The organism is Rhodopila sp., assembly GCF_035548095.1.
In the GTDB taxonomy this organism is placed as follows: Bacteria; Pseudomonadota; Alphaproteobacteria; order Acetobacterales; family Acetobacteraceae; genus Rhodopila.
In genome coordinates this window covers 393,018-407,646 of the sequence record NZ_DASZUV010000001.1, presented here as the reverse complement: position 1 = coordinate 407,646, position 14,629 = coordinate 393,018, and the positions used below count along the sequence as shown (strand labels likewise).

Below are 14,629 nucleotides of genomic sequence, written 5' to 3'. Positions count from 1 at the left end.
TCGCGGCCCGCAACATGCTGGGCCACCGTGAACGTTTCGACGAAGTTTCCTACTTCTATTGTCAGATCGGCGAGCTAGGTTTCGACGTCCTGGGGATGCCGGAAGCCGGTGCGCATCGCGTGGCGCGTGGTTCCCTTGATGAGCACTCTTTCGCGCTCTTTTATCTGACCGACGGCGTGCCCAAAGCCTTATTCTCCCTTGGGCGGCCTGCCAGCGAAACACGCTTAGCCGAGGGCCTGATCCGTTACCGGGTGAATGTCGAGCGGCACCAGGCCCGTCTCAGCGACCCGAATTTCCAGTTGGACACTATCCCAGCACAAACGGTGTTGGTGTTGCAGGGCGGCGGCGCGCTGGGCGCCTTCGAATGCGGGGTGGTCAAGGCGCTGGAAGCCGAGGGCGTCTTTCCCGATGTCGTGGCCGGAGTCTCCATTGGGGCGCTCAATGGAGCGATCGTTGCGGCGAATCCCCGCCACGCGACCGAAGCGCTGGAATCCTTTTGGCACGGTCTGAGCGTCGCTTCGCCGCCGCTGCCTTTCGAGGACCTGCGGCGCGCCGCGGTCGCCACGCAGATCCTGATGTTCGGCGTACCGAACTTCTTCAAGCCACGGTGGCTGCCGCCGTTCAGCAACCCATTCGAGGCTTGGACGAGCTTCTATGACGTATCGCCGATGAAGCAGCTTATCACGCAGTATGTCGATTTCGACGCGCTCAAGCAAAGCCCCGTGCGCCTATTCGTGGGTGCCGTTGATGTTGCCAGTGGCAAGCTGGAGGTGTTCGACAGCTATGTCGATGATCTCACCCCCGACCATATCCTCGCGAGCGGCAGCTTGCCACCCGGATTTCCGTGGAGCGTGGTTGGCGGCAAGGCATATTGGGACGGCGGTATCATCAGCAATTCGCCGCTGGAGCTGGTCGCCGATCGCATCGGTCCGGACGGCAAGCAAGTCTACATCGTTGACCTGTATTCCGGTGAAGCGCCACTTCCGCAAAATCTTATGGAGGTGCTCGCGCGCCGCGACGAGATTGTTTACGCCGAGCGGGTGCAGAACGATGCTCGGGTTCGGGAACTGACCGATGCCTATCGCGAAATGGTCACGGTCATCCTCTCGGATGTCGATCAGGAGACCCGCCGCCGCGTCGAACAGCATCCTCGGTACATCCAGTTGATGGGTGATGGAGCAGCCCTCCGTATCACTCGGTTCCAGCGGCCGCGCAGCCCCGGTGAGGCATCCTCCCGCGACTACGACTTTTCCTACGAAACCATCATGCGCCATCGCGCCGAGGGCTTCGATCTCGTCAAAAGAACGCTGAAGGATGCCCGAGAACGGGGCCAGCTCCTTCGTCCTCCTCGCCCGCCCGCGATCCCCGCCGAGCGGCTCCGCGTCGATGCACATCCCAAAGAGAATCCAGGCACAGACAATCGTCGTTTTACAACCAGAAAGGTCAGATCATGAACCTCACGAACAAGATCGCCCTCGTCACCGGCGCCGCAAGCGGCATCGGCATGGAAATCGCCAAGGAATTTCTTGCTCACGGCGCATGCGTAGCGATCGCCGACCGTGATCTTGATCATGCGCGCCTTGCAGCGACCATGTTGGACCCGGGCGGGAGCCGGTCACTCAGTGTCGGGATGGATGTTAGCAACGAAGATCAGGTCGAGGCGGGTGTGGATCAGGTAGCGAGACATTTTGGCGCGATCGACATCCTTGTCTCCAACGCCGGCATTCAGATCGTTGGGCCACTGGAGGAGTTCAAGTTTTCCGACTGGAAAACCCTTCTTGCCGTTCACCTGGATGGTGCCTTCCTCACGACGCGCGCCTGTCTCAAATATATGTACCCGGTCGGATCAGGCTCAATCATCTACATGGGTTCCGTCCACTCCAAGGAGGCATCGGTACTCAAAGCGCCCTACGTCACCGCCAAGCACGGCCTGGAAGGGCTGGCCAAAGTGGTGGCGAAGGAAGGTGCCGCGCACGGCGTGCGGGCCAACGTGATCTGCCCTGGCTTCGTACGCACGCCTCTGGTGGACAAGCAGATTCCTGAGCAGGCCCGCGAGCTTGGCATCAGCGAGGACGACGTCATCAAAAAGGTGATGCTGAAAGACACCGTCGACGGCGAGTTCACGACAATCGAAGACGTGGCGCGCTGCGCTGTCTTCCTGGCCAGCTTTCCATCCAATGCGCTCACCGGCCAATCGATCGTGGTCAGCCATGGTTGGTTCATGCAATGAGTCAGCTTTGGCGAGCAAGCACGCAAGCCAGTGAGCACAGGTGATGAGGCGCGCTCAATCACCAGGACGGCGGACGCTGATCCTGCGCCGGGCTGGTCGAGTGTTTCTTGAATATGGATTCTTGGGAGCCTCGATGTCGCGGATCTCCAATGCGATCGGCTGCTCCAAGGCCACCCTCTATTTGTACTTCTCCAATAAGCATGAGCTTTTCACGGAGTTCATGATGAGTGCGATCAGGCAATGCGCCGCCACGGCCTTCGAGCTACCCGAACCGGCCGACGATATCAATGCGCGGTTGCGAATGATCGGATACCGCTACATCGCCATGTTTTCAGACGCAACGGTAATGGCTCTCTATCGCAGTGTCATACACGAGCGTCAACGATTTCCCGAAATTGGCCGCTATTTCGTTGAGACCGGACTACAGCCAGCACACCAGAAGCTGTCACGCTATTTGGAGGAAGCGGCGAAAGCAGGTGTGTTGCCTATCACCGACGTTAAACGAGCGACGAAGCAATTCTTCGCGCTTTGCCTTGGTAGGCTTATCGAGGACCTGCTCCTTGACACGGAGATGCCCTCCAAGCCGCCGGACATCGAGCATCAGGTCGCCGTCGCGCTGGATGCCTTCTTTGCCATTTATCCCCGGCGCGTCGCACAAATCCAGGCGGAATGAGGCGATGGCCAAGATCAGATACGGGACTGGTAGAAGCCACCGCATGCCGGAGTTGCACTCGCCTGTCTTCGGCGACTGGGATCTTGATGCTGCATTGCTAGAGGATGCTTCATGCCAGTCGAGCTTCGCGACCTGAAGTGGGCGATTATCGCCGCTCAGCACCGAAGCCTTCGGCGGGCCGCAGATGCGCTCAATGTCCGCGAATCAACACTTTGTCGCCGCCTTCGGCAACTTGAGTATCAACTGGACGCCAAGCTGTTCGAACGAACGAATGGAGGCACCAGGCCAACAGTCCCGGGTCAAGAGTTTTTAGAGTCGGCACGGCGTATTCTCGATGACACCGAAGCAATCACCACTCGCTTCAAGACACGCTCTCGGGGAGAGCATGGCCGCCTCACGATTGGAGTTCATGCGTCCCTGACCGCCGGCAACCTCAAAGCGACGCTTGTGGATCATCGTCATCGCTTTCCAGATGTAGAGACCTACATTGTCGACGGCTCCAGTGAACATCTGCTGTCCGATCTCGCGAGTTCGGCGATCGACGTCGCATTTGTTGCCGACGGCAATTCCCAATGGACTGACAAGATGCTGCCCGTTTGGAGTGAACGGGTCGTTGTCGCAATTCCGGCTGACCATCCGCTCAGTGCCCACGAGGTGGTACAATGGCACGAACTCCGGAAGGAACGATTGCTTGTGCCTCAACGCGGACCTGGACCGGAGTTCATGAAGCTGCTGGCGCTCAAGATCGGCAATCCCCAATCTTATCGGGTTATTCGACATGACACTGGCCTCGACCGCCTGTTGACTTTGGTAGGGGTCGGCTGGGGACTTTTACTTGCTTTGGAGGGGGCAACTGGTGCGACGTTCCCGGGCGTAACCTTCCGCGAAGTCTATGACGACGATGGTCCTAGCCGCGTCGGATTCTGCACCTGTTGGAAGCGATCGAATGACAATCCATCCTTGCAGGCATTTTTGACCCTGCTTCGCGAACGCTACCCTGATCTTTCGTGGGTCGGAGGGGCGAACTGACTGCCTGCACGCCGCGCTTTCACGAATTCGCGGTCGGTTGCCATAAACTGTTCAATCATCGGTACGATTAGCTTTGTCGGATCAGGCACAGCCTGCCCAGTCGTCTGACTGAGGACCTCGGCGTACGCGACCAGTTCGCGATGCACGCCGGCTGGCAATTCGAGATTAACCTTGACGGGTCTGTGGTCGGCGATCGCCCCGAGTTTAAGCCTGGTCATGGCGAGGCTCCTGCCTGTCCGTAAGGCGATAGCACGAGATCGTGGGTGACGATCACCCTGACCGGGAATCCCGGCCGGATGGTCAGCGTGGGCTGGATATTGAGCTGACGTTGAACGATCTGCTGCCCTGTCTCGCTGATGCTGTTCGAGGCGCCTTCACGGAGGGCCTGGGCGAGGTTGTTCTCGGAGTCGCTGGTTCCCGCCTCGGCGCCAACGCTGAGGATGGTCGAGAGCACGGCTCCTTTGAAGAGCTGCCACCAGTGGTAATTGACGCCGTCCTCCAGCCCAGCATAGCCTGCGGTGTCTGCGCCTGGCAGGCGCTCCAGCACGATCGAGGTGCCGTTCGGCATGATCAGCCGCGTCCAGACAAGCAGCACACGGCTCTGCCCGAAGGCAACCGAGCTGTCATATTGGCCGATCAAGCGAGCACCCTGGGGGATCAGCAGATACCGCCCCGTCGGGCTGTCATAGACGTCCTCCGTGACCTGGGCGGTGATCTGGCCGGGCAGATCGGACTGGATGCCGGTGATCAGCGCGGCGGGGATCACGGAGCCCGCCTGCACGACGTAGGATGACGCGGCCGTCTGAAGCCGTTGCGGGCTGGTGGTCTCCTGATCGGGTGCGGCGTTCAGGAAGGCGGTCTTGCGATCCTGCATGTTTTGCGCCGCGCCGGCGTCAACGGGCGGCGTCTGAGCCGTGCTTGCTGAAGCACTGGAGGCACCGGCCGGAATGGACATAGCGGCCGGCTGCGCCTGCTGATTGATCTGCGCGAAAAGTTGGCTCACGCGCGCCGCCTCAGTTTCCTGGGCAAGCCGCTGTGCTTCCGCGTCCGGTCCGGCGCCCGCCGTCACGGTATTCGACGCCGCACCCGCGTTCAGGATCGGCTTACCGAGATCGCCTGGCAAGGCCGGCCCAAGGGGCGGCGCTTGCCGCGGCAGGCCAGTATAATCCTTCGGCAAGCCTGCAAGATCATCGGCCGAAGGAAGATTCTGGGTATTGAGGAGGTTCTGTCCGGTCGAGCTGCTGTTTTGCGTATGGAGCGCGTAGCCCAGCGCCGCAGCGATGGCGATGGATGAGGTGGAGCCGAGCAGGACCAGGGCCTTGCGCGACAGGCGGGTCACGCGCGGCTGTTCCCCACGCAGCCGCAGATCGGGCGGTGCGCCGGGCGCGGGAGCCCCGGTGTCTTCTCCGCTCATGATTGCGGCCTGCCGTCGGTGCGGACGATGCGCACCCGCTGCTCACTGTTCTTGTCGCCCAGCCGCAGTTCGGCGGCCGCGAAGAGCCGGTCCACGATGTAGTAATTGTCGCGGACCCGGTAATTGACCAGCTCATCGCCGCCTGCCGGGCCGACGACGAAGAGTGGCGGCATCTCGCCCTGGGCAATGCCGGCTGGGAACTCGATATAGACTTTCTGCCCATCATCGAAGGCACGTAGCGGCCGCCAGGGTGCATCGTCGCCTTGGATGGCGTAGCGGAAATTGAGCGCGGAGATGTCGATGCCGCTATCGATCGGCGCCGCGGCTTCGGCCTGCTGATTCTGCTGGCGCAGCGCGATGAGTTCGTCCTCGGGATACTGCCACGACACCGAGGCCATGTAGGTGCTGGGCGTGGAATGCAGCTCCAGAAGATAGGTGCGCCGGTCGGTGTTGATGATGAGATTGGTGGTGAGATCCGGCCGGGTCGGCTTGACCAGGATATGAACCTTCTTGGTCACGCCCGCACCGCTGGTCGTGTCGCCGATGATCCATCGCACCGTGTCGCCAGCAGCGACCGGGCCGGTGCCGGCGAGCTGTTCGCCATCCTGCAACGCGATGTCGGTGATCTCGCCCGGCGAAGTGTAAACTTGGTAGAGCGCCCCACTGGAATAGGGATAGACCTGCACCGCGTTGACGAAGCCGGCGATGACTGGCTGCACCCGTGCAGCGGCATTGGCTTCGTTCACACGCACCGTGGGATTAGCCGGCTCAGGGGCCGGCTTGCTGCGGGTCATCGGCTTCAGTTGGCCGGGCAGCGGCAAGGGCTGCGGCAGGGTCACAATGTCGACGGGCGCCGGTGGATCGGCAACGAGCTTGGCGGGCTGCGCGTCATCGTAGTTGATCTGCGGCGGGATGAAATTATGCGCGCATCCGCCAAGTGCAGAGGCGGATAGAAGTAGAATCGCCAAGCCGGATTTACGGAAAGGCGTAAACCCTCCTTTCCGGCTCGGCGAATTGGCGGCAACGAGGCAAGCCGGCTTTCCGGCTGTGCGAAAAACCGGCGTTCTCATTGGCTCAACTCCTGTGACCAGTTGATGGCGGTGACGTAGATGCCGAGCGGATTTTTCCGCAGCGTGTCGGCGTCAGTGGGCGGCTGGATCGCGATGGTGAGGATCGCGGTCCACCGTGTGGTGCTGGCGAGCGCGTCGTCCTGGTACTGGCGTTCCACCCACTCCACGCGGAAGCTGCTCGGCGAGGCGCGGATGACACTGGAAACGTCCACAGCCACCTGCTGCTTGCCGAGGCGCGCAAACGGATCATTCGACCGCGCATAATCGTTAAGGGCGGCAGCACCCGAGGTCGTCACGAAGTCATACGCCTCGAGCCAGTCCTGACGCACGATGATGGGATCGGCCGGGAGAGAGCGGACCAGCTCAATAAAATGCGCCAGATACCAGGCAATCTCCGGATCGCTGGGTGTGTAGCCCGCCGTTGCCGGCGCCACCGTCTGGGCCTGGCCGAGCTTGTCCACCTGGACGACCCAGGGGACGATCGTGCCGTGGGTCGATTGCCAGACCAGCCCTCCGGCCAGACCGATCGACAGGGCGAGCGAACCGAAGGCCATCAGGCGCCAGTTTTTCGCCTGGACGCGGGCGGAGCCGATGCGCTCGTCCCAGACCTGAGCGGCCCGCTGGTAGGGTGTTTCCGGCTCAGGGGTGCGGCCGTAACGCACCGTCGACCGGCGAAAGATCGCCATGTCTATTCTCCTCCCGAGAGATTGACGGAATGGCCGCCACCATGGCTGTCGCCGGATTTGACGGCCTGCGCTGCGGCCTCTGCGCCGCGCGCCATTGCCTGCTTGTGCTTCAGGCGCTGCGCCCAGGCGGGTGCCGCCGATGCCGAAGAACTGGCCGCTCCGCCCGCCCCGGCATTGACGGGGCCATTGGCAGCCGCGTTGCCGCCGACCGTTCCTTGTGTCGAAGAACCTCCGGTCGCGGCGAAGCTGGACCGGGCGCCGGTGGCGAAGCTCTCCTTAACGGCCCCAGCAGCGCGAGAGGCAGCAGCCCTCACGGGTGCAATCGCGGCACTCCCGGCTGCGCGGCCAACACCGGCAACGCCAGACGCCACGCCCGCAGCGCCGGATTGGCCTGCGGAAGATAGCGTGTAGGCGGTACTCGCACCGCCCGCGAGAGCCGCACCTCCGCGCACCGCGGCGGCCGAACCGGAGGCAGCCGCCATCGCGCCCCGCGCCGCAAGACCGGCGGCACCGGCACCCGCCATCGCGGTGCCTGCGACCGCGATGCCCGTGCCCACGGCCGCACCGGCGCCAAGCTGCGGCGCACCGGAGACCAGCCCGTTGGCGATACCTGGCCCAAAGATACCGAGTCCGACCATCGCAAGCGCGGCGAGTACGACGGACAGCGCCTGCTCGATGGTCGGCTCGCCGCCGGTGTAGCTGGTGGTGAATTGCGAGAAGAGGCCGGTGCCGATCCCGACAATGACGGCGAGAACCATTATTTTGATTCCCGATGCCACAACGTTGCCCAACACCTTCTCGGCGAGAAAGGCCGTCTTGTTGAATAGGGCGAAGGGAATCAGGATGAAACCCGCGAGCGTCGTCAGCTTGAATTCAATCAGGCTGACGAAGAGCTGCACCGCCAGGATGAAGAAGGCGATCAGCACCAAGAGCCACGACACCATCAGCACTGCGATCTGGACGAAGTTTGCGAAGAAGCTGGTGAAGCCCATCATCTGACTGGCCGCATCGAGCAGCGGCTGAGCCGCATCCAAGCCGGTCTGAGCGAGCCGGCCTGGCCGAAGGAAATCGGCCGTCGAGATCGTGGAACCGCCGGCCTTGAGGCCGATGCCAGCGAAGCTGTTGAAGACAATCGCCGAGAGGTTGTTGAAGTTGGTGATGATGAAGGCGAAGAAGCCGATGTAGAGCGTCTTCTTCACCAGACGCTGGAGGATGTCCTCGTCGGCGCCCCAGGCCCAGAACAGACCCGCCAGCGTGATGTCGATCACGATCAAGGCCGAGGACAGATATCCGACCTCGCCCTTGATCAAACCGAAGCCTGAATCGATGTAGGTCGTGAACGTGTTGAGGAAGGTGTCGATGACGCCGACATTGTTCATCGCGCATCTCCCTTGGCGTTGGTGGCCGGCGCAGCCGCGCCCGGGGCAGCTTGTGGCGGCAGAGGCCGCGCCGGCCTGCCGAAGAAGCGCCGGCGGTTCTCCTCCCAGACCGCCACACAGCGCGCGTCCTCGGCGTCCTGCGGGCCGAGCGCGCTGCAGCGGCGCAGCTCGGCCGAGAGGTCATCGGATGCTGGGCTGGCGACAGCCGAAGGCGTCTCGACCGCCGGCGCCGCGGGCCGCTGGTGAATCGCGACCAGGCTCACGACCACGACGGCGATCAGCGCGATGATCGCGACGACGCGGAAGGTGTCCGACCTGCCCAGCATCGCGGCGCCTCAATTGCCGCTGAACATGGTGACGTTGCCGGGCTGGTAGCCGGTGCGCGTCGAGAAGGTCTTGTAGTTCTGCTGGCCCTGCGCCTCGGCGGAAGCGGCGCGCGCCTGCTCCAGCGCGTCGGCGCGACTCTTGGCCGACAGCACCGCGACCAGGTCAGAGAGTTGCTGCGATTGCAGCGCCAGGAGCTGGTTGCCGGCCTGCGCCGCCTGCAGCGCGCCCGTCGCGCTCTGGCTGGCGGTGACCAGCGAGGTCATGGCGCTGGAATTGATCGGGATGTTGCCGACGACGCCGGCCTGAACCTTCAGGCTGTCCTCAAAGGCCCCGACCGAATTCTGCCAACGCGCCTGGGCGTTGGCGACCATGGTTGCGGTGGATCCCGTCCCAGCCGCCGCGCCGTAGCTGGTCGAGAAAGCCTGCTCGACGCGTTGGACGTTGAAGGCGATGTTCTGCGCTTGGCTGAGCAGCGACTGGGTCTGGGTGATTGACGACTGAAGCTGCGCCAGCGTCGACATCGGCAGATTGGCGAGGTTGCGGGCCTGGTTGACGAGTGACGCCGCCTGGTTGGTCAGCATCGTGATCTGGTTGTTGATCTGCTGCAGCTCGCGGGCCGCCGTCAGCACGTTCTGGCTGAAGTTGGTGGGGTCGAAGACGGTGAGCTGCGCCGACGCCGGCGCGGCGGAGCCGCAGAGGACCAGTGCAACGGCGCTCGCCGCCGCGAGAGTGCGCAGCTTGATCATGTCAGTTTCTCCAGATTGGTGAGCTCGGGAATGAGATCGGCGGCCCACAGAAGTTCGTGGCTGGCGAGCCAGGCGTGCGTGAAGGCCTCGCGGCCATGCTCGGCGACGAGCCGTTCGATCGCGGCGTGATCGGCCTTGGCTGACGCCGCACAGAAGGCGAGCGCGACGGGGCCGAGTCCCAGCTCAAAGAGACGATTGCCGCGTCGCGATTGGCAGTAGTAGTCACGCTTCGGCGTCGCGCGGGCGAGGATCTCGATCTGGCGATCGTTGAGGCCGAAGCGACGGTAGATCGTGGTGATCTGCGGTTCGATCGCACGCTCGTTCGGGAGGAAGATGCGCGTCGGGCAGCTCTCGACGATGGCCGGCGCGATGTTGCTGCCGTCGATGTCGGAGAGCGACTGGGTCGCGAAGACGACGGACGCGTTCTTCTTGCGCAGCGTCTTCAGCCACTCACGCAATTGCTGCGCGAAGGCCGGATCGTCGAGGACCAGCCAGCCCTCGTCGATGATGAGCAAGGTCGGTCGGCCATCAAGGCGACCCTCGATGCGGTGGAACAGATAGGTCAGTACGGCGGGCGCCGCGCCAGCGCCGATCAGCCCTTCGGTTTCGAAGGCCTGGACCGATGCGGAGCCGAGTTGTTCCGTCTCTGCGTCCAGGAGCCGTCCCGACGGACCGCCCACGCAATAAGGCTGAAGCGCCTGCTTCAGGGCTGTCGATTGCAGCAGGACGGCGAGGCCCGTGATGGTGCGCTCGCCCACGGGCGACGAGGCGAGCGACGTCAGCGCCGACCAGACATGCTCCTTCGCGGTCGGATCGATGGTGACGCCTTCCTTGGCCAGGATCGCCGCCACCCACTCCGCCGCCCAGGCGCGCTCGGCCGGATCGTCGATGCGCGCGAGCGGTTGCAGAGAGACGGAATGCTCCGAGCCGGCAGACAGGCTGCCGCCAAGATCGTGCCAGTCCCCGCCCATCGCGAGCGCCGCCGTGCGAATCGAGCCGCCGAAATCGAAGGCGAAGATTTGGTTGTTGCGGTAGCGGCGGAACTGCATCGCCATCAGCGACAGCAGGACGGACTTGCCTGCCCCGGTCGGCCCGACGATCAGCGTGTGACCGACATCGCCGACATGGAGGCTGAGCCGAAACGGCGTCGAGCCCTCGGTCTTGCCGAACAAGAGCGGCGGGGCCTTGAAATGCTCATCGCGCGCGGGGCCGGCCCAGACCGCCGAGAGCGGAATCATGTGCGCGAGATTGAGCGTCGAGACGGGCGGTTGGCGGACGTTCGCATAGGCGTGGCCGGGAATGGACCCGAGCCAGGCCTCCAGCGCGTTCACGCCTTCCGGGATGCAGGTGAAGTCGCGGCCCTGGATCACCTTCTCGACGAGCCGGAGCTTCTCGGAGGCGAGACCGGCGTCCTCGTCCCACACGGTGACGGTCGCGGTGACATAGGTCTGGCCGACATCGTCGGTGCCCAATTCCTGCAGCGCCATGTCGGCGTCGGCGGCTTTGTTCGCGGCGTCGCTATCGACCAGCGTCGAGGCCTCGTTGGTCATCACCTCCTTGACGATGGCGGCGATGGACTTGCGCTTGGCGAACCACTGGCGGCGGATCTTGGTCAGCAGCTTGACCGCTTCGGTCTTGTCGAGGAGGACCGCGCGGGTGGACCAGCGGTACGGGAAGGCGAGCCGGTTCAGCTCGTCAAGGATGCCGGGATGGGTCGCGGTCGGGAAGCCGACAACGGTGAGCGTCCGCAGGTGATGACCGCCGAGCCGCGGCTCGAGACCGCCGGCGAGCGGCTCGTCGGCCAAGAGCGCATCAAGGTGCATCGGCGTCTCGGGCACGCGCACGCGCTGCGCCCTCGTCGAGATGGTCGAGTGCAGGTAGGTCAGCGTCTCGCCGTCATCGAGCCAGCCCACCTCGGGCATGAAGCCCTCGACCAGTTGGAGCACGCGGTTGGTGCGATCGATGAAGCCGCGCAACAGCTCCCAGGGATCGAGGCCGCTCCGGGCGCGGCCCTCGTAGAGCCAGCTCTCGATGCGCGAGGCGTCTTCGGCTGGCGGCAGCCAAACGAAAGTGAGGAAATATCGGCTTTCGAAGTGCGCGCCCGCTTCCTCGAAGGCGTCCTGCCGTTCGAGATCGACAAGCGCCGAGGCGGGATCGGAAAAGGTCGAATGCGGATAGGTCTGCGCCGCGATCCGCTGCGCCTCGACAAAGATCGCCCAGCCGGAGCCGAGACGGCGCAGTGCATTGTTCAGCCGCGACGTGACGGCGACCAGCTCGGCGGGGGTGGCGCTGTCGAGGTCCGGACCGCGAAAGTGCGCCGTGCGCTGGAACGACCCGTCCTTGTTGAGCACGACGCCTTCTTCGACCAAGGCGGCCCACGGCAAGAAGTCGGCGAGGCTGGCGGGGCGGCTGCGATATTCGGCGAGGTTCAGCATCGCGTCCTCACACGCCCAGATGTGCGGGATAACGGAGGTGCCGACGGACGACGTCGACGAACAGGGGATCCCGCTTGGCGGCCCAGACCGCCGCCGCGTGGCCGACCGCCCAAAGCAGCGCGCCGGGAATCCAGAGCCTCAGGCCGAGCGCGATCGCCGCAGCGATGGTGCCGTTAGCGATCGCCACCGTCCGCGGCGCTCCGCCCATCAGGATGGGATCGGTGAGCGCGCGGTGAACCGGCGCGAAGAAGCCGGGCACATCGGGATCGACGATCGCGGCCATCAGACCAGCGCTCCGCCCGAGAAGCTGAAGAAGGTCAGGAAGAAGCTCGACGCGGCGAACGCGATCGACAGGCCGAAGACGATCTGGATCAGGCGGCGAAAGCCCCCGGATGTGTCACCGAACGCGAGCGTCAGGCCGGTCACCGTGATGATGATCACCGAGATGATCTTGGCGACGGGCCCCTGCACCGATTCCAGGATGGAGTTGAGCGGCGTCTCCCACGGCATGGAGGAGCCGGAGGCATAGGCCGCCGGTGCGAACGCCAGCGAAAGCGTGGCAAGGGTGACGACGTCGAGGGCGCGCCGCTGCATGCGGCGGGCGTTGGCGAGAGCGCGGATCATGAGAGGTCTCCGAGATCGCCGCCCGCCTCGGCGGGTTGGACGCGGTAATCGCCGGTGGCGGGATCGAGACCGGCGACAAAAGCGAGTTCGGAGAGGCGGCGGTCGCTGCCGCGGCCGCGCAGCACCGCGACGAGATCGATGGTCTCGGCGAGCAGCGCCTTGGGGACGGTGATGACGGCTTCCTGGATGAGCTGTTCGAGACGGCGCAGCGCTCCGAGCGCTGTTCCGGCGTGGATCGTCCCGATCCCGCCGGGGTGGCCCGTGCCCCAAGCCTTCAGAAGGTCGAGCGCCTCGGCGCCGCGGACCTCACCGATGGGGATGCGGTCAGGACGCAGCCGGAGCGAAGAGCGGACGAGGTCGGAAAGCGAGGCGACCCCATCCTTGGTTCGCATCGCCACCAGGTTTGGCGCCTGGCATTGCAGCTCGCGTGTGTCCTCGATCAGGACGACGCGGTCGGTGGTGCCGGCGATCTCCGCCAAGAGGGCGTTGGTGAGGGTCGTCTTGCCGGTGCCGGTGCCGCCAGCGACAAGGATGTTTTTGCGTGCGGCGACGGCTTCGCGGAGCAGGTGCGCTTGCGCGGCCACCATGATTCCTGCAGCGACATAGTCGTCGAGCGTGAATACGGCGACGGCCGGCTTGCGGATCGCGAAGGCCGGCGCGGTGACGACAGGCGGTAGCAGCCCCTCGAACCGCTCTCCCGTCTCGGGCAGCTCGGCGGAGACCCGCGGCCTTTCCGCATGGACCTCGGCGCCGACGTGGTGCGCCACGAGGCGCACGATCCGCTCGCCGTCGGCGGCGGACATGGTACGGCCGGTGTCCTCCAGTCCGCCCGACAGCCGGTCGATCCAGAGTCGGCCGTCGGGATTGAGCATCACCTCGACGATCGACGCGTCTTCGAGGAAGGTCGCGATGGCGGGGCCGAGGGCGGTGCGCAGCATGCGCGCACCGCGGGAGAAGGCCTCGGAATGGAGTGGAGCAACCGCCACAATCGTCCCCGTATAAGGCCAACCGCACAGGCGATCGGCGACGGGGATGATTAGAAGAGGCAGGAAATGCGGCAGTTCAACAAGTATTCAGCCGGCGTAGTGGCCGAGCGTAAAGCAGAGGAAAAATACTTGCTGGGTGCGAATTCATCTTCCCGCTTCAAAGCGGTCGCGACACCTAGCGCATGAAGGGAACGAAGACGAACAGCCCCGCGCGAGTCGCTATGACCCTATGAGGCAGAACGGGAGAGTTTTCTCATCGCACGCGGGCCGATCAGAATGTCAGCCTAGCCAACTGAAGGACTTCACCAGTTGGGCGTTGGCGTTTGAACGCAGCCACTCGCCGTGCGCGACGATTACTTGGCGGCCATTCCAGCTGAGCATCTTGTCGCGTGCGCGCCGCGCTGGGGCTCGGTTGACAAACGATAGTCGCCATTCGAGCGGCGCGCGCGCTTGGTCCTCGGTGAGTCCGTCAAGGCGCGCGAAGAAGCGCCACGGACCCCAGTGTTCTCTGAGAAACTGATCGCTGAACCTTTGCATCAAATCGGCGATGATGATCGTGGCGGAGGGGCGGTGGAGGAAGACGATCTCGTCCATAGCGAATGAACCTCGAAACCATGCCTGATCGATGTCGAGTTGCCATTCGGGAGGCGGAACGTCCGTCAAGGCTTCGCGGAAAGGCAGGTCGGATCGTTTCTTGATGGTCGACTGCGGCCCCCACAACGAAGCGTCAGGAAAGGCAGCTTTCCACTCCGCCAGGTAGAGATGATGAAGTTTGTTCGGACTTACGAGGTGGCGAACAGCTCCGAGACCATCCATCTCGACGCGAAGGTTCGCGGTCAGTTTCACCGGCGACCACACCCACAGGCTACCGTCTGCCAGCCGCGCGATGACGGAGCGCGTCGGATAAGGCGCGCAGAAGAAACTTACAATGTCGCCTTCAACCAGCCATAGACCGTCGTGCACCTGGAGCATTTCTTCACCTGTACCGCGGGGAGTAGATGGCGCAGCTCGGGTACGCTCAATACGGTTT

The 14,629-nt window shown here is 63.9% G+C and carries 16 protein-coding genes; 4 read left to right on the top strand and 12 right to left on the bottom strand.

From position 1 onward, the window contains the following. Nucleotides 1-14: 14 nt before the first annotated feature. From VHC04_RS01810 to VHC04_RS01795, 4 genes are all read left to right on the top strand, one after another. Nucleotides 15-1,454 carry a patatin-like phospholipase family protein gene (locus tag VHC04_RS01810; protein ID WP_325677465.1) on the top strand — a complete coding sequence of 480 codons (1,440 nt, stop codon included), beginning with the start codon at nucleotides 15-17 and terminating at the stop codon, nucleotides 1,452-1,454. Further along, on the top strand, nucleotides 1,451-2,230 hold the full coding sequence (locus VHC04_RS01805) for a 3-hydroxybutyrate dehydrogenase (protein WP_325677332.1): 780 nt from the start codon (nucleotides 1,451-1,453) through the stop codon (nucleotides 2,228-2,230). The genes VHC04_RS01810 and VHC04_RS01805 overlap by 4 nt, the downstream gene beginning before the upstream one ends. A 43-nt stretch (nucleotides 2,231-2,273) precedes the next feature. Beyond that, nucleotides 2,274-2,903, top strand: coding sequence for a TetR/AcrR family transcriptional regulator (locus VHC04_RS01800; protein WP_325677330.1), 630 nt, complete (start codon nucleotides 2,274-2,276; stop codon nucleotides 2,901-2,903). A gap of 111 nt (nucleotides 2,904-3,014) precedes the next feature. After that, entirely contained in the window at nucleotides 3,015-3,932 is a 918-nt protein-coding gene (locus VHC04_RS01795) for a LysR family transcriptional regulator (RefSeq protein WP_325677328.1), read from the top strand. Here VHC04_RS01795 and VHC04_RS01790 read toward each other — a convergent pair. The 12 genes from VHC04_RS01790 to VHC04_RS01735 all read right to left on the bottom strand — a co-directional run bounded on the left by VHC04_RS01790 (nucleotide 3,896) and on the right by VHC04_RS01735 (nucleotide 14,571). Beyond that, a complete protein-coding gene (locus tag VHC04_RS01790; protein ID WP_325677326.1) occupies nucleotides 3,896-4,150 on the bottom strand; it encodes a DUF2274 domain-containing protein in 255 nt (84 codons plus the stop codon). The two genes, VHC04_RS01795 and VHC04_RS01790, sit on opposite strands and share 37 nt — an antisense overlap. Further along, entirely contained in the window at nucleotides 4,147-5,346 is a 1,200-nt protein-coding gene (locus VHC04_RS01785; RefSeq protein WP_325677324.1) for a TrbI/VirB10 family protein, read from the bottom strand. The genes VHC04_RS01790 and VHC04_RS01785 overlap by 4 nt, the downstream gene beginning before the upstream one ends. Then, nucleotides 5,343-6,416: a P-type conjugative transfer protein TrbG gene (trbG, locus tag VHC04_RS01780; protein ID WP_325677322.1), complete on the bottom strand. Its 1,074-nt coding sequence runs from the start codon at nucleotides 6,414-6,416 to the stop codon at nucleotides 5,343-5,345. Before trbG ends, VHC04_RS01785 begins: the two co-directional genes overlap by 4 nt. After that, nucleotides 6,413-7,102 (bottom strand): conjugal transfer protein TrbF, encoded by a 690-nt coding sequence (trbF, locus tag VHC04_RS01775; protein ID WP_325677320.1) that lies wholly within the window; start codon nucleotides 7,100-7,102, stop codon nucleotides 6,413-6,415. Before trbF ends, trbG begins: the two co-directional genes overlap by 4 nt. Before the next feature lie 2 nt (nucleotides 7,103-7,104). Continuing rightward, complete coding sequence (gene trbL, locus VHC04_RS01770; RefSeq protein WP_325677318.1) at nucleotides 7,105-8,481, bottom strand: P-type conjugative transfer protein TrbL; 1,377 nt, start codon at nucleotides 8,479-8,481, stop codon at nucleotides 7,105-7,107. Next, complete coding sequence (trbK-alt, locus tag VHC04_RS01765) at nucleotides 8,478-8,807, bottom strand: putative entry exclusion protein TrbK-alt (RefSeq protein ID WP_325677316.1); 330 nt, start codon at nucleotides 8,805-8,807, stop codon at nucleotides 8,478-8,480. Before trbK-alt ends, trbL begins: the two co-directional genes overlap by 4 nt. A 9-nt stretch (nucleotides 8,808-8,816) precedes the next feature. Beyond that, a complete protein-coding gene (gene trbJ, locus VHC04_RS01760) occupies nucleotides 8,817-9,554 on the bottom strand; it encodes a P-type conjugative transfer protein TrbJ (protein ID WP_325677314.1) in 738 nt (245 codons plus the stop codon). Then, on the bottom strand, nucleotides 9,551-11,989 hold the full coding sequence (gene trbE, locus VHC04_RS01755; RefSeq protein WP_325677312.1) for a conjugal transfer protein TrbE: 2,439 nt from the start codon (nucleotides 11,987-11,989) through the stop codon (nucleotides 9,551-9,553). Before trbE ends, trbJ begins: the two co-directional genes overlap by 4 nt. A gap of 7 nt (nucleotides 11,990-11,996) precedes the next feature. Then, complete coding sequence (locus VHC04_RS01750) at nucleotides 11,997-12,272, bottom strand: VirB3 family type IV secretion system protein (RefSeq protein WP_325677310.1); 276 nt, start codon at nucleotides 12,270-12,272, stop codon at nucleotides 11,997-11,999. Continuing rightward, nucleotides 12,272-12,613, bottom strand: a complete 342-nt coding sequence (locus tag VHC04_RS01745; protein ID WP_408903763.1) for a TrbC/VirB2 family protein — start codon at nucleotides 12,611-12,613, stop codon at nucleotides 12,272-12,274. Before VHC04_RS01745 ends, VHC04_RS01750 begins: the two co-directional genes overlap by 1 nt. Beyond that, nucleotides 12,610-13,551: a P-type conjugative transfer ATPase TrbB gene (trbB, locus tag VHC04_RS01740; protein WP_325677308.1), complete on the bottom strand. Its 942-nt coding sequence runs from the start codon at nucleotides 13,549-13,551 to the stop codon at nucleotides 12,610-12,612. Before trbB ends, VHC04_RS01745 begins: the two co-directional genes overlap by 4 nt. A gap of 327 nt (nucleotides 13,552-13,878) precedes the next feature. Then, nucleotides 13,879-14,571: a DUF4336 domain-containing protein gene (locus tag VHC04_RS01735; protein ID WP_325677306.1), complete on the bottom strand. Its 693-nt coding sequence runs from the start codon at nucleotides 14,569-14,571 to the stop codon at nucleotides 13,879-13,881. Nucleotides 14,572-14,629: the final 58 nt, after the last annotated feature.